Here is an 18,801-nt window from a genome sequence, read left to right as displayed (position 1 = left end):
CGACCCGTCTCCAGGCCGCCACCGACCCGGGTATCGGCTCCTTCGCCGCTCCGTCACGTCATGAACCCCGGGGGAGCACTACGCTCGTGACTCATGAGCGACAGGCACATCAGTCAGCATTTCGAGACCCTCGCGATCCACGCGGGCAACACCGCCGATCCCCTGACCGGCGCGGTCGTCCCGCCGATCTACCAGGTCTCGACCTACAAGCAGGACGGCGTCGGCGGTCTGCGCGGCGGCTACGAGTACAGCCGCAGCGCCAACCCGACCAGGACCGCCCTGGAGGAGAACCTCGCCGCCCTGGAGGGCGGTCGCCGCGGCCTCGCGTTCGCGTCGGGACTGGCGGCGGAGGACTGCCTGTTGCGTACGCTGCTCAGCCCCGGCGACCACGTGGTGATCCCCAACGACGCCTACGGCGGTACCTTCCGCCTCTTCGCGAAGGTCGTCTCCCGGTGGGGCGTGGAGTGGTCGGTGGCCGACACCAGCGACCCCGACTCGGTACGGGCCGCCCTCACCCCGAAGACCAGGGCGATCTGGGTCGAGACACCCTCCAACCCCCTCCTCGGCATCACGGACATCGCCGTGGTCGCGCAGATCGCGCGCGAGGCGGGCGCCCGGCTCGTCGTCGACAACACCTTCGCGACGCCCTACCTCCAGCAGCCGCTCGCGCTCGGCGCGGACGTCGTCGTGCACTCCCTGACCAAGTACATGGGCGGCCACTCGGACGTCGTCGGCGGCGCCCTGATCACCGGGGACCAGGAACTCGGCGAGGAGCTGGCGTACCACCAGAACGCGATGGGCGCGGTCGCCGGGCCCTTCGACTCCTGGCTGGTGCTGCGCGGCACCAAGACGCTCTCCGTGCGCATGGACCGGCACAGCGAGAACGCCGGCCGGGTCGCGGAGATGCTGACCCGGCACGCGCGCGTGACGCGCGTTCTCTACCCGGGCCTCCCGGATCACCCCGGTCACGAGATCGCCGCCAAGCAGATGAGGGCGTTCGGCGGCATGGTCTCCTTCCAGGTCGCGGGCGGCGAGGAGGCGGCCGTCGAGGTCTGCAACCGCGCCAAGGTGTTCACGCTCGGTGAGTCGCTGGGCGGTGTGGAGTCCCTGATCGAGCACCCGGGACGCATGACGCACGCCTCGGCGGCCGGTTCGGCGCTGGAGGTCCCCGCCGACCTCGTCCGCATCTCCGTGGGCATCGAGAACATCGACGACCTGCTCCAGGACCTGCAGCAGGCCCTGGGCTAGCCGAGAGGCGCCCTCCGGCCGGAAGGGCACGGCTTCCGCGGGCCACCGGCCTCGCGGAAGCCCCGTCCGTCCGGCGGGCGACCGGCCCGGCGGTGGTGGAGCCGGGTCACCAGCCGGTCAGGGGTGGTGTCGTCTCCGACGGCGGGTCCACCCACGGACGGGCCGTCGCGGCCCAGACGCAGAAGGCCACCGTCGCCGCGAGCAGCAGCAGCCACAGCAGTCGCCGGGCCACCGTCCTGCGGCGCAGCATGCGCCCTCCGCGGCGCAGGGCCTCGCCGTACAGGTCCGGCGGTACCGGGGGCGGCGGTGCCTGCTCCAGCATCCGCCGTACGGTCGCCTCTCGCTCCGGCAGGTTCATGACGGCGCCACCTCCACCCGGGCCGGCGCGGGGCCGCGGGGCGGGTGCAGCAGCGTCGCCATGGCGCGGGCGCAGATCGTCCGGACACGTTCCGTGGGGAGCCCGAGCAGGGCCGCGGCCTGTTCCTCGGCGACCCCCTCGTACAGCCTGAGGACGAGGACCAGCCGTTCCTGGGGCGTGAGCCGGGCCAGGACGGTGTCGGGGGAGGGGCGGTGCCGCCCGAAGCTCCCGTACTGGTACCAGGCGGCGCGCTGGAAGCGCCCGGCCAGTTGCCGGCGGGCGCTGTCGTAGGGATCCTCGCCGTGCAGCCTGTCCCAGGAGGCGTACGTATGGGCGAGGGTCAGTGTCAGCAGTCGCCGCGCGCGCGGGTTGGCGTCCCGGGGTTCCGCCGTGAGCAACGTGGCGGCATGCAGCAGCCGCCCTGCCGCGCCCGCGACGAACGCCTCGAACTCCCGGGCCCGGCGGGCGCCTTGGGACGCACGCCGATCTCGCAACACGCCTCCCGCCTGAGGGCGACCCTGAGGATGGGCCCGCGGCCGCGTGCGACCCGCCGCACCGTGTACGACGAGGACCCGGTCTCATATGAGGCCAGGTGGCGCCTTCCGGTCAAGAGTGCGGCGCACATGCACGCGCGCGTGACGGGACACGAGGGTCCAGGAGCACCCGGGACGGCGAGCGTTCGCCCCGCGGATCAGGAGTTCGGCTCGGACTCCGGCGCGGGCATGCCCTGGGACGCCTGGCGGGCGGAGAGCGCGGTGTTGAAGCGTGTGAGGAGCGCGCAGAACACCTCACGCTCCTCCGGCGCCCATTCGTGTGTCAGCTCGGCCATCAACTGACGGCGGGAAGTGCGCACTTCGTCGAGCCGGGCCTGGCCGCGCGGGGACAGCTGGAGCACCACGGCCCGCCCGTCCTCGGGGTGCGAGGTGCGCTTGACGAGCCCGGTGTCGACCAGCGGGGCGACCTGCCGGGTGACCGTCGAGGAGTCGATCCCCATGCTCGCCGCGAGCGCCTTGACGCCCATCGGCCCTTCCTTGTCGAGACGGTTGAGCAGCAGGTAAGCGGCACGGTCCATGGAGTTGCGCACCTGCCCCACCCCGCCGAGCCGGGTCTGTTCCGCACGGCGCGCGAAGACCGCGACCTCGTGCTGCAGGGCTTCGAGAAGACCGGTGTCACCGACGGTCGTCATGTCCATCGACATCTCTGGTGTTGTGGGCATGGCCGGGGGCTCAATTCATGCGTGGGGAGCTGGGTTGGGGGACAGGTTACGCGGCCGGGGCGCGGGCCGTACCGGGGCTGCGCAAACCGAGTCTCGGAGCGTGGTCACGACGGGAGTGCGCCCGCGTGAACTGCGAGACTGGCGGTCATGAGCTACAGCACGGCTGACTCCTTTCCCGGCGTGACTCTCGACGACGTGCGCGGCGCGCAGAAGATGCTCACGGGCGTGTCGCGGGTTACGGCGATGGAGGGCAGCAGGTATTTGTCCCAGCTCGTGGGCGCGCCGGTGCAGTTCAAGTGCGAGAACCTCCAGCGGACAGGATCGTTCAAGCTGCGCGGCGCTTACGTGCGGATCGCGGGCCTGCTTCCGGAGGAGCGCGCCGCGGGGGTCGTCGCCGCGAGCGCGGGCAACCACGCGCAGGGCGTGGCGCTCGCCTCCTCGCTGCTCGGGGTGCGGTCCACCGTGTTCATGCCGACCGGGGCGCCGCTGCCGAAGGTCGCGGCCACCCGTGACTACGGCGCCGAGGTGAGGCTGCACGGGCAGGTGGTCGACGAGACGCTGGCCGCCGCGCAGGAGTACGCCCGGCAGACGGGCGCCGTGTTCATCCACCCCTTCGACCACCCCGACATCATCGCGGGCCAGGGCACGGTCGGCCTGGAGATCCTGGACCAGTGTCCCGAGGTGCGCACGATCGTGCTGGGGGTCGGCGGCGGCGGGCTGGCGGCCGGTGTGGCCCTCGCGGTGAAGTCGCTGCGTCCCGACGTACGGATCATCGGGGTGCAGGCGGAGGGCGCGGCGGCGTACCCGCCCTCGCTGGCCGCCGGACGGCCCGTGTCGATCGAGAACCCGGCCACGATGGCCGACGGCATCAAGGTCGGCCGTCCCGGGGACGTGCCGTTCCGCCTGGTCGAGGAACTGGTCGACGAGGTCCGTACGGTCTCCGAGAACCACCTGTCCAGCGCGCTGCTGCTGTGCCTGGAGCGCGCCAAGCTGGTGGTCGAGCCGGCCGGCGCGAGTTCCGTCGCCGCGCTGCTGGCCGATCCCGGGGCCTTCGAGGGCCCGGTGGTGGCGCTGCTGTCGGGCGGGAACGTGGATCCCCTGCTGATGCAGCGCATCCTGCGGCACGGCATGGCGGCGGGAGGCCGCTATCTGGCGGTCACGCTGCGGCTCACGGACCGGCCCGGCGCCCTGGCCACGCTGCTCGGGGTGTTGTCGGTGGCCGACGCCAACGTCCTGGACGTGAGCCACGTACGGACCGATCCGCGGCTGGGTCTCACCGAGGTGGAGGTCGAACTGCACCTGGAGACGAAGGGGCACGACCACTGCGCCGAGGTGAATCGCGCGCTGCGCGAGGCGGGGTACACGGTCATCGACTGAGGTCGGAGCCGTCCGCCCGGTCGGTCCGGTCGTGGCGGACGGGAGAAATCCCGTTGAGCGACGCGATACATCGCGTTATCGTGTGCGCGTCCGGAGCGGCGCCGGGTGGCGTCGGGCCGGAGACTGTTCCCATCGCGACCAACCGCACCGCGCACATGACCGAATGATCCCCAACGACGTGGAGAACTCTCATGCCGGGCGCCATATACGCCGAAGGCCTGGTGAAGACCTTCGGTGACGTAAGGGCTCTGGACGGCGTCGACCTCGATGTTCCCGAAGGCACCGTGCTCGGTCTGCTCGGGCCGAACGGCGCGGGCAAGACGACCGCGGTCCGCTGTCTGACGACCCTGCTGCGGCCCGACAGCGGCAGGGCGGTCGTCGCGGGCATCGACGTGGTCAAGGACCCCGACGCCGTACGGCGCAGGGTCGGCCTCTCCGGGCAGTTCGCGGCGGTCGACGAGTATCTGACCGGCCGCGAGAACCTCCAGATGGTCGGACAGCTCTACCAGATGCGCGCGAAGGCCGCGAAGGTCCGCGCGGTCGAGCTCCTGGAGCAGTTCAACCTCGCCGACGCCGCCGACCGCACCGCGAAGACGTATTCGGGCGGCATGCGGCGCCGCCTCGACCTGGCGGCGGCCCTGGTGGTGTCGCCCCCGGTGATGTTCATGGACGAGCCGACGACCGGCCTCGATCCGCGCAACCGCCAGCAGTTGTGGGACGTCATCAAGCAGCTCGTCTCCGGCGGTACGACGCTGCTGCTGACCACCCAGTACCTCGAAGAGGCCGACCACCTCGCGCACGACATCTGCGTGGTCGACCACGGCCGCGTCATCGCCCGCGGCACGGCCGACGAGCTCAAGGCGCAGACCGGCGGCGAGCGCGTCGAGGTCGTGGTGCACGAGCGCGCGCACATGGCGACCGCCGCCGAGGTGCTGCGCGGCTTCGGCAAGGGCGAGACCACGGTCGAGGAGCACACCCGCAAGCTCACCGTGCCCGTCAGCGGAGGCGCGAAGCTCCTCGCGGAGGTCATCCGCGAGCTGGACACCCGGGGCATCGAGATCGACGACATCGGCCTGCGCCGCCCCACCCTCGACGACGTCTTCCTCTCCCTCACCGGTCATGTGGCCGAGGAGAAGGCCGGGGAGGACGGTCGGCCTGCGGACGCCCGGAAGGGCAAGAGCGAGAAGGAGGCCACGAAGTGAGCGCCGTCAACGACGCCGTGCAGGTCACGGCGCCCTCGAACCCCGTCGTCCAGTCCGTCCGGGATTCCCTGGTCATCGCCAGACGGAATCTGATCAGAATGTCCCGGATTCCCGAAATGGTCATCTTCGGGCTTATTCAGCCGATCATGTTCGTGGTGCTGTTCACCTACGTCTTCGGCGGGTCCATGAAGATCGGCGGCAGCACCAGCGCCACCGACTACACGAACTTCCTGATGGCGGGCATCTTCGCCCAGACCGTCACCTTCGCCACCGCGGGCGCGGGCGCCGGCATAGCCGACGACATGCACAAGGGCCTCATCGACCGCTTCCGGTCGCTGCCCATGGCGCGTGGCGCGGTGCTCACCGGCCGCACGCTGGCCGACCTCGTGCAGACCGCGCTGACCCTGCTGGTCCTCGCGATCGTCGCCGTGATGGTCGGCTGGCGGGTCGGCTCGAACGGCAGCACCGACGCGTTCCGCGTGCTCGGCGCCTTCGGGCTGCTGCTCCTGCTGGGTTACGCGTTCACCTGGATCGGCGCCCTCATCGGCCTGTCCGTGCGGACGCCCGAGGCGGCCACCTCCGGCGGGCTGATCTGGCTCTTCCCGGTCACGTTCATCTCGAACGCGTTCGTCGACACCAGCAACATGACCCCCTGGCTGCGGCACGTCGCCGACTGGAACCCGTTCAGCGCCACCGTGCAGGCGTGCCGTGTGCTGTTCGCCAATCCCGGGGTGTCGACCTCCCAGGCCTGGCCCATGCAGCACTCGATCCGGGCCTCGCTGATCTACTCCGTCCTGATCGTGGTGATCTTCCGGACGCTCGCGGTCCGCAAGTACCGCTCGGCCACGGCCTGACGCCGGGAACGACCCGGACACCGGGAAGGACATGACGATGCCCCCGGCCCGTGGCCGGGGGCATCGTCGTCGTCGCTGGTCCTGGGCTCAGCCCTGGTACGGCACGGCCTTGAGGATCTTCACCGAGGCGAGCTTGCCGTTCGGCAGCTCGTACCGGGCGTCCTCGCCGACCTTCTTGCCGTTCACGCCGGAGCCCAGCGGGGACTGCGGGGAGTACGTCTCGATGGCGGAGTTCGCGTACTCGCGAGAGCCGAGCAGGAAGTCCAGGGTGTCGTCCTCGTCGCCGTCGAAGGCGATGGTCACGACCATGCCCGGGGCGACCGCGCCGTCCGCCGCGGGAGCCTCGCCGACCTTGGCCTTCTCCAGGAGCTGAGTCAGCTGGCGGACTCGGAGCTCCTGCTTGCCCTGCTCTTCCTTGGCCGCGTGGTACCCGCCGTTCTCGCGCAGGTCGCCCTCCTCGCGCGCGGCCGCGATCTTGGCGGCGATCTCCGTGCGCGCAGGACCAGACAGGTACTCCAGCTCGGCCCTGAGCTGGTCGTACGCCTCCTGGGTCAGCCAGGTGACGTTCTCACTGGTCTGGGTCACAGGTGCTCCTCGTAGGTACTGGGAATACAAAGCATCGCCCTACCCAGAAGCATGTTCTCTCACGGGTGGGCGAAACCACGAGCCTAACAATTCAGCGGCTCGGAGGCGAGGACATAAGACATCAGAATTACATCGACGCAGGTCAGCCATCTGTCTTGAGGGTGATGCCGACCGGTGTCGCTGCCGTAGGGCCAGGAGCGGCGGTGCCGCTCAGCCCGCGTGACAGCCGAGGAGTTCCGCGGTGGAGCCCCGGGCCGTCGTACGCAGGGTAACCACCTTGTCGAGGCGGGAGGAGTCCTGGTCGAAGCGGAAGTCGGCGCGGCCGACCTCGATGCCGTCCGCGCTCTGCGAACGCAGGGTGCAGTAGCCGTGTGTGCCCGAGTCCTTGTGGACCTCCAGGTGCACCTCGACCGCGCTGTCCGAGACCGCCGCGAAGGTGATCACCTGGGCGCTGATCTTGGTCCCGGCGATGTAGTCGTAGCCGAGCCAGCCGACCAGCACGATCAGGGAGGCGCCCAGCACACTTGCGATGATCCTGAGCTTCCGGTCGGCACGCCCGTCCGCGGAGCGGCCGTACCGGCCCTCGGGCAGCCGCGCGCTCGCCGTAGTCATGATCGTCCTCTCGGCCGGGGCCCGTGAGAAGGACCCCGGAATTATTCGCCCCCCGATTCCGTCACTATAGAAGCCGCCCGAAACGCTGATTCACGCCGGGCGCCTACAGCCGACCCACTCAGGCGACAGCCGACCGACCGAGGATTGAGTCTTGACTGACCAGCTGCGACTGATGGCCGTTCACGCCCACCCCGACGACGAGTCGAGCAAGGGCGCGGCCACCATGGCGAAGTACGTGTCCGAGGGGGTGGACGTGCTGGTCGTGACCTGCACGGGCGGGGAGCGCGGCTCCATCCTCAATCCCAAGCTTCAGGGCGACAAGTACATCGAGGAGAACATCCACGAGGTACGCAAGAAGGAGATGGACGAGGCCCGCGAGATCCTCGGCGTCCAGCAGGAGTGGCTCGGCTTCGTGGACTCCGGCCTGCCCGAGGGCGACCCGCTGCCGCCGCTCCCCGAGGGCTGTTTCGCCCTGGAGGACCTCGACAAGGCGGCCGGCGAGCTGGTCAAGCAGATCCGCTCGTTCCGCCCGCAGGTGATCACCACGTACGACGAGAACGGTGGCTACCCGCACCCCGACCACATCATGACCCACAAGATCTCGATGGTGGCGTTCGAGGGGGCGACGGACACGGAGAAGTACCCGGAGTCCGAGTTCGGGACGGCGTTCCAGCCGCAGAAGCTCTACTACAACCAGGGCTTCAACCGCCCGCGCACCGAGGCGCTGCACCACGCGCTCCTGGACCACGGTCTGGAGTCGCCGTACGGGGACTGGCTCAAGCGCTGGAGCGAGTTCGAGCGCGCCGAGCGCACGCTGACCACGCACGTTCCGTGCGCGGACTTCTTCGAGATCCGTGACAAGGCGCTGATCGCGCACGCCACGCAGATCGACCCCGACGGCGGCTGGTTCAAGGTCCCGATGGAGATCCAGCGGTCGGTCTGGCCGACCGAGGAGTACGAGCTCGCGAAGTCCCTCGTCGATACATCCCTCCCCGAGGACGACCTCTTTGCGGGCATCCGCGACAATGCCTGACATGAGCGCAAGCCTGGCACTGACGCACCTCGTCCCCCTCGCCAAGGAGGTCGACGAGAACAAGGTCACCCCCGGCGTCCTCGGCTTCATCGTCTTCGCGGTGATGGCCCTGGCCGTCTGGGGCCTGATGAAGTCCATGAACCGCCACATGGGCAAGGTCACCTTCGAGCAGGACCCCGAGGACAAGGCGGCGGGCTCCGGCCGCGCCGAACGGTCCGCCTCCGGTACACCCAAGGCCGGCACCGGCTCCGGCGGGAAGGCCGCGCCCGCGAAGGGCTGACCGGGCACCCACGCAAGCCCGGGCCCCGCGGGGGCACCGGGCCCGTCGGCGTTCCGGCCCCCGTGCCGTCACGTCGGCATTGTCACGTCGTCACCGGCACGCCCATCACATCGCGGGCGTGACGTCCCGGGACCATGCCCAGGCGCCAGGCCTGCCAGCCGGCGTCCAGGTCCACTCCCCGCTCCAGCAGCAGCTGGTACGCCTCGATGAAGTCGTCCAGCCTGCCGTCCCGCGTGGGGTGGCCGGCGCGCGCGAGCTGCGACAGCTCCTCCTGAGCCACCGCCGCGCCCACCTCGTGGCCGCCCGGGGCCGCGTACGGCAGCAGGGTGCAGCGCAGAAAACGGGCCCAGTCCTCCCCGCGACGGTCGCCGTAGGAGACGAACAGCCCGAGGGCCTCCTCGCACAGGGCCAGAGCCTGCTGGGTGCGGGCGTTGCCCGCGTCGACGACGGCGAGCTCCAGACACGTCCACGCCTCGCCGTGCGCCACCCCGATGCGCAGGAAGTCCGCGCGGGCGTCGACGAGGAGCTGGCGGGCGAAGCCCGAGTTCCGCAGCGAGCCCGTCTGCGCGGCCCGCTGGTCACGGGTCACCCTCGCCGAGTGGTGACGGGCGCACGCCAGACCGTAGACGTCCCGCATCCGGGAGAACATCGTCCGGGAGCGCTCCAGCTCACGCACCGCCTGGTCCAGGTCGCCGGTCTCCTCCAGGGACTGGCCCAGGTAGTACACCGTCCAGGCCTCGCCGCGCGCGTCCTCGTTCTCGCGGTGCCGGGAGACCGCCTGGCGCAGCCCGTCGACCGCCGCGGACGGGTCGCCCTCGACGAGCCGGGCGCGGGCCAGCTGGGTGAGCGCCCAGGCCTCGCCACGGGAGTCGCGCGTCCGGCCGTACAGATCGAGCGCCTCGCGCAGTTCACGCTCGGCGCGCGGCACGTCACCCATGCGCAGCCCCAGCTGGCCGAGCTGGAAGTGGGCCCAGGCCTCGCCGTGCACCGAGCCGCTCTCGAGGTGCAGGACCAGGGCCTCGGTGAGGAGGTCGAGAGCCTGCGCCAGCCGGGACCGGTCGCGTTCCACCGCCGCCAGCGCGTGCATCGTCCAGGCGCGGTCGGCCGCCAGCTCGGGGGCGGCCTGGAGGTCCATGGCCTCCTGGAGCTTGGCCGCCGCCTCGATCAGGTTGCCCTGGTGGTGCAGCGTGATGCCGAGCGAGCACAGCGCCCTGGCGGCCCCGGCGTCGTGGTGGGCCTCGAAATAGAGGTCCACGACCGCGGCCAGCGTCGTCCGTGCCTTGTCCAGCTCGCCCAGTTGGCGGGCCGCGATACCGGTGCGCCACTGCACCGAGCGGACGAGGAGCCCCTGGTCGACGGCCTGGGTCAGCTCGCTGATCTCGCCCAGCCGGTAGAGGTCGCCGCGCAGCAGGCAGTAGTCGCACAGGGCGCCCAGCAGGTTGAGCACCGCCGCCTGGTTCACCCCCTCCGCGTGCCGCAGGGCCGCCGTGATGAAGCTCGACTCGTCGTCCAGCCAGCGCAGCGCCGCGTCCAGGGAGGTGAAGCCGTGCGGCCCGAACTGGTCGGCGCGCGTCGACGTCTTGCCGTCCACCAGCCGGATCACCGAGTCGGCGAGCTCCGCGTAGTTCACGATCAGGCGCTCCTGCGCCGCCGTGCGCTCGGAGGGCTCCTCCTCGTCGAGGAGACGGGCCGTGGCGAAGGTCCGCACGAGATCGTGCAGGCGATATCGGCTGCCGCGCACATGGTCGATCAGGCCCGCCCGGGACAGGGCGGTCAGATGACGGACGGCCTCCGGTTCGTCCGTCGCGAGGAGGGACGCCGCCGCTGCCGCGCCCAGTGAGGCCCGACCGGCGAGGGCCAGTCGGCGTAGCAGCCGGCGCGCCATGTCCGACTGGTCCGTGTAGCGCAGCCACAGCACCCGCTCGACGGGTCCCACGGGGCCGTAGGCCGAGAGGTCGGTGGCGAGCGCGCGCGGGGTGCGCGGGCCGAGCGAGGAGCCCGCGACACGCAGGGCCAGCGGCAGACCGCCGCACAACTCCCTTATCCGGTCGGTGGATTCGGCGTCGTAGGGACCGGAGGCGTCCTGAGCGGCCGCGGTCAGCAGTTCCTCGGAGCCCGCCGCGTCCAGCGCCTCGACGGGGAGTTGGTGCACCCAGGCGGGGAGGTCGGCGGGCAGGTCGAGGGGCTCCCGCGCGGTCACCAGGACCAGGCTCTCCGAGCGCTCGGGTACCAGCGTGCGCACCTGCTCGGCGTCGCTCGCGTCGTCCAGCACGATCGTCACGGGCAGACCCGTCAGGTGCTGGTGATACAACTCGCTCAACCGTCTGACCTGCTGGTCCTGCGAGGAGCGCTCACGGAAGAGGAGCTGTTCGCGCGGGGCGCCGAGCCGGTTCAGCAGGTGGAGCAGCGCGTCGCGGGTGGGGAGCGGCGGATCGTCGGGGCTGTCGCCCCGCAGGTCGACCACGCACGCGCCGCGGAACTGGTCCTTGAGCGCGTGCGCCGCCCGGATCGCGAGCGTGCTGCGGCCGGAGCCGGGCGCGCCGTGCAGCACCACGACCGTCGGTTTCGTCTCCGTACTCGCCCGAGCCGCGTGCACCCACTGCGCGACCCGCGCCAGCTCGGTCCGACGGCCGGTGAACGGGCCTTCCTGCTCGGGCAGTTGACCGAAGGACTGCTCCAGCACGCTGCGCCGGCGGGCCGCCGCGCTCTTGTCGGTGCGCCGCAACTGGGGCGCGCCCTTCTTGGCGCCGGTGGAGGCGTTGAGCACCCGCTGCTGATCGAGGAACGGGCGGACGCCCCGCACCTCAAGGGCGGTGAGCCATTGCAGGCGCAGTTGCTCGGGACCGCCCGGCTGCCCCAGCGCCCCGGCCCGGCGGCTCGCGGCGGGCACGTGCGAGGCCGTCACCTTCAGGACGGTCGCGGTGGCGCCCGCCACCGCGACCGTCGCGCCGGTGCCGACGGCCGTGCCCGCGCCGGTACCGAGGGCGAGGTCGGCGACGACGGCCGCGAGGGCGCCGACAGCCGCCACCAGCAAGGGAGTTCCGGATCCCTCGCGGGCGAACCGCTGCCCGAAGGTCTGCCGCCCCGCCTCCGACTCGTCCAGCGCCCGGGTGTACGCCGTGTACTCCTCGGCGGCCGTCTCCGCCATCGCGTCGAGCGCGGACCGCGCCCGCGACAGCAGCGCGCTCCCGTCCACGCGCCCCCCGGAGCGTCGTACCTCCTCCTCGACGGCCCGGACCAACAGCCGCTCGGCCTCCGCCCGATGGCTGTCCCGCATGTGACGTCCCCCTCCGGCAGCAACTCCCTGGCCTATGAGTGTCCTTCGGGGAGGACGCGAGCGCGAGGGGGCGTCGATCATTGGCCGTGATCGCGGGTGCCCGGTGCCGGAGCCCTCCCCGGCGGCGGCCCGGGTTCCGGCTCCGGTACCTGGCGCGCGGACACCGGGCGCCCGCGGACCGGTACGCCGACCTCGTGAAGTTGTCCCCGGCCGGGCCACGCCCGGCGTACCCGCGCTTCTCCGCCGTCCCGGACACCGTGGGAGAGTGGCAGGGTGAACCGACTGGCCCATGAGACGTCCCCGTATCTGCTCCAGCACGCCGACAACCCCGTCGACTGGTGGCCGTGGTCGGCCGAGGCCTTCGACGAGGCCCGCAGAAGCAACCGGCCCGTTCTGCTGAGCGTCGGGTACAGCAGTTGCCACTGGTGTCATGTCATGGCCCACGAGTCCTTCGAGGACGAGGCGACGGCCGCCTATCTGAACGAGCGCTTCGTCAGCGTCAAGGTCGACCGCGAGGAACGGCCCGATGTCGACGCCGTCTACATGGAGGCGGTGCAGGCGGCGACCGGGCAGGGCGGCTGGCCGATGACCGTGTTCCTCACGCCGGACGCCGAGCCCTTCTACTTCGGCACCTACTTCCCGCCCGAGCCCCGCCACGGCATGGCGTCCTTCCGGCAGGTGCTGGAGGGCGTGTCCGGCGCCTGGACCGACCGGCGGGACGAGGTCGCCGAGGTCGCCGGGAAGATCACGCGGGATCTCGCCGAGCGCGAGCTGTCCTTCGGGGACAGCCAGGTGCCGGGCGAGGAGGAGCTGGCCGGCGCGCTGCTCGGACTCACCCGGGACTACGACGCGGCGCGCGGCGGATTCGGCGGGGCTCCCAAGTTCCCGCCGTCCATGGTGATCGAGTTCCTGCTGCGCCACCACGCGCGGACCGGCTCCGAGGGCGCTCTGCAGATGGCCGTCGACACCTGCGAGCGCATGGCGCGCGGTGGCCTCTACGACCAGCTCGGCGGCGGCTTCGCCCGCTACTCCGTCGACCGGGAGTGGGTGATCCCGCACTTCGAAAAGATGCTCTACGACAACGCGCTCCTCTGCCGGGTCTACGCACATCTCTGGCGTTCCACCGGCTCCGAGCTCGCCCGGCGGGTCGCTCTGGAGACCGCGGACTTCCTGGTGCGCGAACTGCGCACGAGCGAGGGCGGTTTCGCCTCCGCTCTGGACGCCGACAGCGACGACGGCACCGGCAGGCATGTCGAGGGCGCGTACTACGTGTGGACTCCCGAGCAGTTGCGTGAGGTGCTCGGGGACGCGGACGCGGAACTCGCCGCCCGGTACTTCGGGGTCACCGAGGAGGGCACCTTCGAGGAAGGTGCCTCCGTGCTCCAACTTCCGCAGCAGGAAGAGGTGTTCGACGCCGAGAAGATCGCCTCCGTGCGGACGCGGCTGCTCGCGGCGCGCGCGGGGCGGCCCGCCCCCGGGCGGGACGACAAGGTCGTCGCCGCCTGGAACGGGCTCGCGGTGGCCGCCCTCGCGGAGACCGGCGCCTACTTCGACCGCCCCGATCTGGTGGAGGCCGCGATCGGTGCCGCCGACCTCCTCGTACGGCTGCACATGGACGACCGGGCGCGCCTCGCCCGTACCAGCAAGGACGGCCGGGTCGGCGCCCACGCGGGGGTGCTGGAGGACTACGCGGACGTCGCCGAGGGCTTCCTCGCGCTGACGTCCGTGACCGGGGAAGGCGTCTGGCTGGAGTTCGCCGGATTCCTGCTCGACCATGTCCTCGCGCAGTTCACGGACGACGGGTCGGGTGCCCTGTACGACACGGCGGCCGACGCCGAGCGGCTGATCCGCCGGCCGCAGGATCCCACCGACAACGCCACGCCCTCGGGGTGGAGCGCGGCGGCCGGGGCGCTGCTGTCGTACGCCGCGCAGACCGGTGCGGAGCCCCATCGCACCGCCGCCGAACGGGCGTTGGGCGTCGTGAAGACCCTCGGGCCGCGCGCGCCCCGTTTCATCGGGTGGGGGCTCGCGGTGACCGAGGCGCTGCTCGACGGTCCCCGGGAGGTCGCGGTGGTGGGGGAGGGGACCGATCCGGCCACAACGGCCTTGCGGCGAGCGGCACTTCTGGGTACCGCGCCGGGTGCCGTCGTGGCGGTGGGAGCTCCGGAGAGTGACGAGCTGCCGCTGCTGTCCGGACGCTCCCTGGTGGACGGCAAACCGGCCGCGTACGTCTGCCGTAACTTCGCGTGCGATGTCCCGACGACCGATCCCGGCCGACTTCGCACGGCTCTGAACGGCCGAAACCCGTGACTACCAACCGGTTCAAACACCCCTAGAGCGCTGATTGTTCAGCAAGTCGGCAGAGTGGGACGAAACACGACCTTCACCGGAAGAACCTGTGCGCTTCACAGACCGCCCATAGTCTCGCCCCGGTGACGCGACGGGGGTAACACCCTGTCGCGACTGGGGGTTTTGGGATCTGGGGGGATCTGTTGCTCACGTCTGTCTTTATCGCTGCCGTTTCTCTGGCGCTCTTCTGGATGGCTGCCTTCACCCTGTGGTGGCAGATGCACGCGTGGCGTACGCCCGAAGTGCTGGCCTCCACCCGGTTCAGCAGACCGGACGGGGGTGAGGGTCTGTCCTTCTCGCTCCTGCTGCCCGCGCGGCACGAACAGGCCGTGCTCGACCGCACCATTCAGCGGCTGCTGGAATCCAGCCACGCCGACTTCGAGATCATCGTCATCGTGGGGCACGACGACCCGGAGACCACCGAGGTGGCCCGGAGTGCCGAGGCACGCGATCCGCGCGTCCGGGTCGTCGTCGACCACCACGAGAAGAAGAACAAGCCGAAGGCCATGAACACGGCCCTGCCGCACTGCCGCGGCGATGTGGTCGGGGTCTTCGACGCCGAGGACCAGGTCCATCCGGAGCTGCTCGCCCACGTCGACCACGCGTTCCGCACGACCGGGGCGGACGTCGTCCAGGGCGGGGTGCAGCTCATCAACTTCCAGTCCAGCTGGTACAGCCTGCGCAACTGCCTGGAGTACTTCTTCTGGTTCCGCTCGCGCCTTCATCTGCACGCGCTGAAGGGGTTCATCCCGCTCGGCGGCAACACCGTCTTCGTACGGACGACGGTCCTGCGGGAGGCCGACGGCTGGGATCCCGACTGCCTGGCGGAGGACTGCGACCTGGGCGTCCGGCTGTCCAGCGCCGGCAAGAAGGTCGTCGTCGCGTACGACTCCGACATGGTGACCAAGGAGGAGACGCCCGGCTCCCTGATGTCGCTGCTCAAGCAGCGCACCCGGTGGAACCAGGGCTTCCTTCAGGTCTACCGCAAGCGCGACTGGAAGCAACTGCCGCGCTTCGGGCAGCGGTTGCTCGCCCGCTACACACTGATGACGCCGTATCTCCAGGCGATCTCCGGGGTGATCATTCCGCTCAACGTGGCGGTCGCGCTCTTCTTGGACGTCCCCGTCGGGATCGCGTTCATCACGTTCCTGCCGGCCGTGACCGCCCTGGTCACCTTCGTCTTCGAGCTGGTCGGACTGCACGACTTCGGCAAGCAGTACGGGCTTCGCGTTCGGCCCGTGCACTACCTGAAGCTCGTCGTCGGCGGTCCCTTCTATCAGGTGCTGCTCGCGGGTGCCGCCGTGCGCGCCGTATGGCGCGAACAACGGGGGCGCAACGACTGGGAGTTGACCAGTCATGTCGGCGCGCATCTCACCGACGTGATCCGAGAGGACGTTCCTGCGTGACCTCCACCCTTCCCGCGGCGACCACACCCACGGTCCCCGCGCAGCGGCCTCGTGCGCCCAAAATCATCCCGACATCCCTTCCGGCACCGCGTTTTCGCGGCTCGCGCTCCGACCTGATCCTGTGCGCGGTACTGCTCGCGGCGATCCTCGTCGTGCAGGGCTGGAACATCACCGCCTACCCGACCCTCAGCGACGACGAGGGCACCTACCTCGCCCAGGCCTGGGCCGTCCAGCAGGGCAAGGGCCTGGCCCACTACACCTACTGGTACGACCATCCGCCGCTCGGCTGGATCCAGATAGCCGGTCTGACCTGGATCCCCGCGCACGTCAGACCGTCGCTGATGACCGTCGGCTCGATGCGCTTCGCGATGCTCGTGGTCAGCGCGGTGAGCTCGGTCCTGCTGTACGTCCTCGCGCGCCGGCTGTCGCTGCCGCGATGGGCCGCCGGTCTCGCGATGCTCCTCTTCGGGCTGTCCCCGCTCTCGGTCGTGCTCCAGCGGGAGATCTTCCTCGACAACATCGCGGTGATGTGGACGCTGCTCGCGTTCTGCCTGGCCGCGTCGCCGAGCCGCCACCTGTGGCACCACTTCGCCGCGGGCCTCGCGGCCGCCACCGCGGTGCTGACCAAGGAGACGATGCTGGTCGTCCTGCCCGCGCTGTTCGTCACGATGTGGCGGCACAGCCATCGCGACACCCGCAAGTTCGCGCTGACCGGAGCCGTCACGGCCTGCGTGCTGATCGGCGCCGGTTACCCGCTCTTCGCCCTGCTCAAGGGCGAGTTGCTGCCGGGCGGCGGCCATGTCTCGCTCTGGGAGGGCATCACCTACCAGATGAGCCGCCCCGGCTCCGGCTTCATCCTGGAGCGGGGCACCGGCTCGTACGGGGTGCTCCACTCCTGGCTGTACTACGACCGGGTCCTGCCGCTCGGCGGACTCGCGGGAGCCCTGCTGCTCCTGGTCACCTTCCGCTGGTCGGTGACCGCGCGCGCCCTGGCCGGACCCGCCCTCACGGTGGCGATCCTCGCCCTGGTGGCCATGCGTCCCAACGGCTACCTGCCCGCGATGTACGTCATCCAGGCGCTTCCCTTCCTCGCTCTCGTCCTCGCCGGAGGCACCGCGAGTGTCGCCCACGCCGTGCTGCGCAGACGGCGGACCGAGGAGGAGCGCTCGTATGTGACGTGGGGGCGCCGCGGGCTGGCGGTGGTGCTGGTGGTGGCCGCCGGTGCCTGGGTCGTGCCCCGGTGGTACGACGGTGATCGCACGGCCGTGACCGCCGACGCCAACGCCCCCTACCGGGCGGCCTCTTCATGGCTGCGGACCGAGGTCCGGGACCCCGAGGACACCCGGGTCCTGGTCGACGACGCGCTCTGGCTCGACCTGGTGCACGACGGCTACCGGCCGGGCCTCGGCGCCATCTGGTTCTACAAGGCCGATCTCGACCCCGCGGTCACCAAGACGCTGCCGCGCGGCTGGAAGGACCTCGACTACGTCGTCGCGTCGCCGACCGTGCGGCGCGACGCGGTCGACCTGCCCAACGTGAAGGCCGCGATCGAGCACTCCAAGGCCGTCGCCACGTTCGGAACGGGCGCGGACCGCATCGAGATCCGGCGGATCGACGACACGACCACCGGTACCGCCGGCGCCTACACCACCAACACAGCCCGTTCCGGAGGCAGTCGATGAGCAGCTTCGAGAGCACTGTCCCGGACGAACTGGGCGATCCGGCGGTACGCGCCGTCGAGGTACCGGAACCCGGTGCCGTCACCATCGTCGTCCCGACCTTCAACGAGTCCGCGAACATAAGGGAGTTGCTGCACCAGATCAGCGAGTCGGTGCCGGCGCGGCTGCCCTGCGAGGTCGTCTTCGTGGACGACTCCACGGACGACACCCCCGAGGTGATCACCGAGGCCGCGCGGGACTGCCCGTTCCCGGTGACCCTGCTGCACCGCGAGGTGCCCGAGGGCGGCCTCGGCGGCGCGGTCGTCGAGGGGCTGAAGGCGGCGAGCTCCCAGTGGATCGTCGTCATGGACGGCGACTGCCAGCATCCGCCGTCCCTCGTACCGGAGTTGGTCGCCTCGGGGGAGCGCGTGAACGCGGGCCTCGTGGTCGCCAGCCGGTACATCAAGGGCGGCAGCCGGGAGGGGCTCGCGGGCGGCTACCGGATCGCCGTGTCGCGCGGCGCGACCTGGCTGACCAAGACGCTCTTCCCGCGCAAGCTGCGGGGCATCAGCGACCCGATGAGCGGCTTCTTCGCGATCCGCCGCAGCGCGGTCACCGCCGACATCCTCCAGCCCCTCGGCTACAAGATCCTCCTCGAACTGGCCGTGCGCAGCCGTCCCCGCCAGGTCACCGAGGTGCCCTTCGTCTTCCAGGACCGCTTCGCGGGCGAGTCCAAGTCGAGTGCGCGGGAGGGGTTCCGGTTCCTGCGCCATCTCGTCGGGCTGCGCACCGCCTCGCCGGTCGCCCGCATGGTGGTCTTCGGGCTGATCGGCGCCACCGGCTTCCTGCCGAACCTGCTCGGGCTGTACGCGCTCACCGCCGCCGGACTGCACTACGTACCGGCGGAGATCCTCGCCAACCAGCTCGGCGTGGCCTGGAACTTCCTGCTCATCGAACAGCTGCTGTTCCGTGAGCGCCGCAGGCACCGGGGCCGCTGGGACCGGGTGGGCCGGTTCGCGCTGCTGGCCAACGCCGATCTGGTGCTGCGCATCCCGCTGATCGCGTTCTTCGTCCACCACTTCGGCATGGGTGTCCTGTCCGCCACGGCACTGGCCCTGGTGACGACCTTCGTCCTGCGCTTCGTGGGGACCGAAGCGCTGGTCTATCTGCCGCGCCGCGGCAGCGAGGGCCGGCGTGGGAGCCGTACCGCAAGGAGAACCGCGTGAGAATCCGGGTGAGACCACGGCGGAGAACCGCCCTGCTGGCCGTGACGGGCCTCGCCGCCGGGCTGCTGCTCGTGTCGCCGCAGCCCGCGTCCGCCGCCAACCTCGTCACGAACCCGGGCT

Annotated in this window: 16 protein-coding genes; 10 read left to right on the top strand and 6 right to left on the bottom strand. The window is 70.9% G+C overall.

Going from position 1 to position 18,801, the window contains the following annotated elements:
- The first annotated feature begins 93 nt into the window (after window positions 1-93).
- Complete coding sequence (locus tag OHT01_RS15510; RefSeq protein WP_328553750.1) at window positions 94-1,248, top strand: cystathionine gamma-synthase; 1,155 nt, start codon at window positions 94-96, stop codon at window positions 1,246-1,248.
- A gap of 106 nt (window positions 1,249-1,354) precedes the next feature.
- On the opposite strand, the gene OHT01_RS15505 is transcribed toward OHT01_RS15510, so the two are convergent.
- From OHT01_RS15505 to OHT01_RS15495, 3 genes are all read right to left on the bottom strand, one after another.
- Window positions 1,355-1,606 carry a hypothetical protein gene (locus tag OHT01_RS15505; protein ID WP_328553749.1) on the bottom strand — a complete coding sequence of 84 codons (252 nt, stop codon included), beginning with the start codon at window positions 1,604-1,606 and terminating at the stop codon, window positions 1,355-1,357.
- Window positions 1,603-2,100: a sigma factor-like helix-turn-helix DNA-binding protein gene (locus OHT01_RS15500; RefSeq protein WP_328553748.1), complete on the bottom strand. Its 498-nt coding sequence runs from the start codon at window positions 2,098-2,100 to the stop codon at window positions 1,603-1,605. Before OHT01_RS15500 ends, OHT01_RS15505 begins: the two co-directional genes overlap by 4 nt.
- A gap of 197 nt (window positions 2,101-2,297) precedes the next feature.
- On the bottom strand, window positions 2,298-2,804 hold the full coding sequence (locus tag OHT01_RS15495) for a MarR family winged helix-turn-helix transcriptional regulator (RefSeq protein ID WP_405918446.1): 507 nt from the start codon (window positions 2,802-2,804) through the stop codon (window positions 2,298-2,300).
- A gap of 165 nt (window positions 2,805-2,969) precedes the next feature.
- Here OHT01_RS15495 and ilvA point away from each other — a divergent pair, with 165 nt between their 5' ends.
- The 3 genes from ilvA (at window position 2,970) to OHT01_RS15480 (ending at window position 6,255) form a co-directional block, all read left to right on the top strand.
- Window positions 2,970-4,199 carry a threonine ammonia-lyase gene (gene ilvA, locus OHT01_RS15490; RefSeq protein WP_328553746.1) on the top strand — a complete coding sequence of 410 codons (1,230 nt, stop codon included), beginning with the start codon at window positions 2,970-2,972 and terminating at the stop codon, window positions 4,197-4,199.
- A gap of 191 nt (window positions 4,200-4,390) precedes the next feature.
- Window positions 4,391-5,401, top strand: a complete 1,011-nt coding sequence (locus tag OHT01_RS15485) for an ATP-binding cassette domain-containing protein (RefSeq protein WP_328553745.1) — start codon at window positions 4,391-4,393, stop codon at window positions 5,399-5,401.
- Window positions 5,398-6,255 carry an ABC transporter permease gene (locus OHT01_RS15480; RefSeq protein WP_328553744.1) on the top strand — a complete coding sequence of 286 codons (858 nt, stop codon included), beginning with the start codon at window positions 5,398-5,400 and terminating at the stop codon, window positions 6,253-6,255. The genes OHT01_RS15485 and OHT01_RS15480 overlap by 4 nt, the downstream gene beginning before the upstream one ends.
- Before the next feature lie 87 nt (window positions 6,256-6,342).
- On the opposite strand, the gene greA is transcribed toward OHT01_RS15480, so the two are convergent.
- Both greA and OHT01_RS15470 read right to left on the bottom strand, forming a co-directional pair.
- Window positions 6,343-6,840 carry a transcription elongation factor GreA gene (gene greA, locus OHT01_RS15475; protein WP_328553743.1) on the bottom strand — a complete coding sequence of 166 codons (498 nt, stop codon included), beginning with the start codon at window positions 6,838-6,840 and terminating at the stop codon, window positions 6,343-6,345.
- Window positions 6,841-7,050: 210 nt separating this feature from the next.
- Window positions 7,051-7,452, bottom strand: coding sequence for a DUF4307 domain-containing protein (locus OHT01_RS15470; RefSeq protein WP_328553742.1), 402 nt, complete (start codon window positions 7,450-7,452; stop codon window positions 7,051-7,053).
- 172 nt (window positions 7,453-7,624) lie between these two features.
- On the opposite strand from OHT01_RS15470, the gene mca reads away from it, so the two are divergent.
- Window positions 7,625-8,485 (top strand): mycothiol conjugate amidase Mca, encoded by an 861-nt coding sequence (gene mca, locus OHT01_RS15465; RefSeq protein WP_328558130.1) that lies wholly within the window; start codon window positions 7,625-7,627, stop codon window positions 8,483-8,485.
- A gap of 1 nt (window position 8,486) precedes the next feature.
- The gene (locus tag OHT01_RS15460; protein WP_443043399.1) at window positions 8,487-8,765 is read left to right on the top strand and encodes a hypothetical protein; all 279 of its coding nucleotides are present in this window, start codon (window positions 8,487-8,489) and stop codon (window positions 8,763-8,765) included.
- Between the two features lie 82 nt (window positions 8,766-8,847).
- On the opposite strand, the gene OHT01_RS15455 is transcribed toward OHT01_RS15460, so the two are convergent.
- Window positions 8,848-12,042 carry a tetratricopeptide repeat protein gene (locus OHT01_RS15455; protein WP_328553740.1) on the bottom strand — a complete coding sequence of 1,065 codons (3,195 nt, stop codon included), beginning with the start codon at window positions 12,040-12,042 and terminating at the stop codon, window positions 8,848-8,850.
- A 273-nt stretch (window positions 12,043-12,315) separates the two neighbouring features.
- On the opposite strand from OHT01_RS15455, the gene OHT01_RS15450 reads away from it, so the two are divergent.
- The 4 genes from OHT01_RS15450 to OHT01_RS15435 all read left to right on the top strand — a co-directional run bounded on the left by OHT01_RS15450 (window position 12,316) and on the right by OHT01_RS15435 (window position 18,681).
- Complete coding sequence (locus tag OHT01_RS15450) at window positions 12,316-14,352, top strand: thioredoxin domain-containing protein (RefSeq protein WP_328553739.1); 2,037 nt, start codon at window positions 12,316-12,318, stop codon at window positions 14,350-14,352.
- Between the two features lie 182 nt (window positions 14,353-14,534).
- On the top strand, window positions 14,535-15,797 hold the full coding sequence (locus OHT01_RS15445) for a glycosyltransferase (protein WP_328553738.1): 1,263 nt from the start codon (window positions 14,535-14,537) through the stop codon (window positions 15,795-15,797).
- Window positions 15,794-17,479, top strand: coding sequence for an ArnT family glycosyltransferase (locus OHT01_RS15440; protein ID WP_328553737.1), 1,686 nt, complete (start codon window positions 15,794-15,796; stop codon window positions 17,477-17,479). The genes OHT01_RS15445 and OHT01_RS15440 overlap by 4 nt, the downstream gene beginning before the upstream one ends.
- Entirely contained in the window at window positions 17,476-18,681 is a 1,206-nt protein-coding gene (locus tag OHT01_RS15435; protein WP_328553736.1) for a glycosyltransferase family 2 protein, read from the top strand. Before OHT01_RS15440 ends, OHT01_RS15435 begins: the two co-directional genes overlap by 4 nt.
- Window positions 18,682-18,801 lie beyond the last annotated feature (120 nt).

The sequence above is a fragment of the Streptomyces sp. NBC_00358 genome (assembly GCF_036099295.1).
GTDB lineage: Bacteria > Actinomycetota > Actinomycetes > Streptomycetales > Streptomycetaceae > Streptomyces.
Note: the sequence above shows the minus strand (reverse complement) of the source record. Positions and strands in the feature narration are given on the sequence as shown.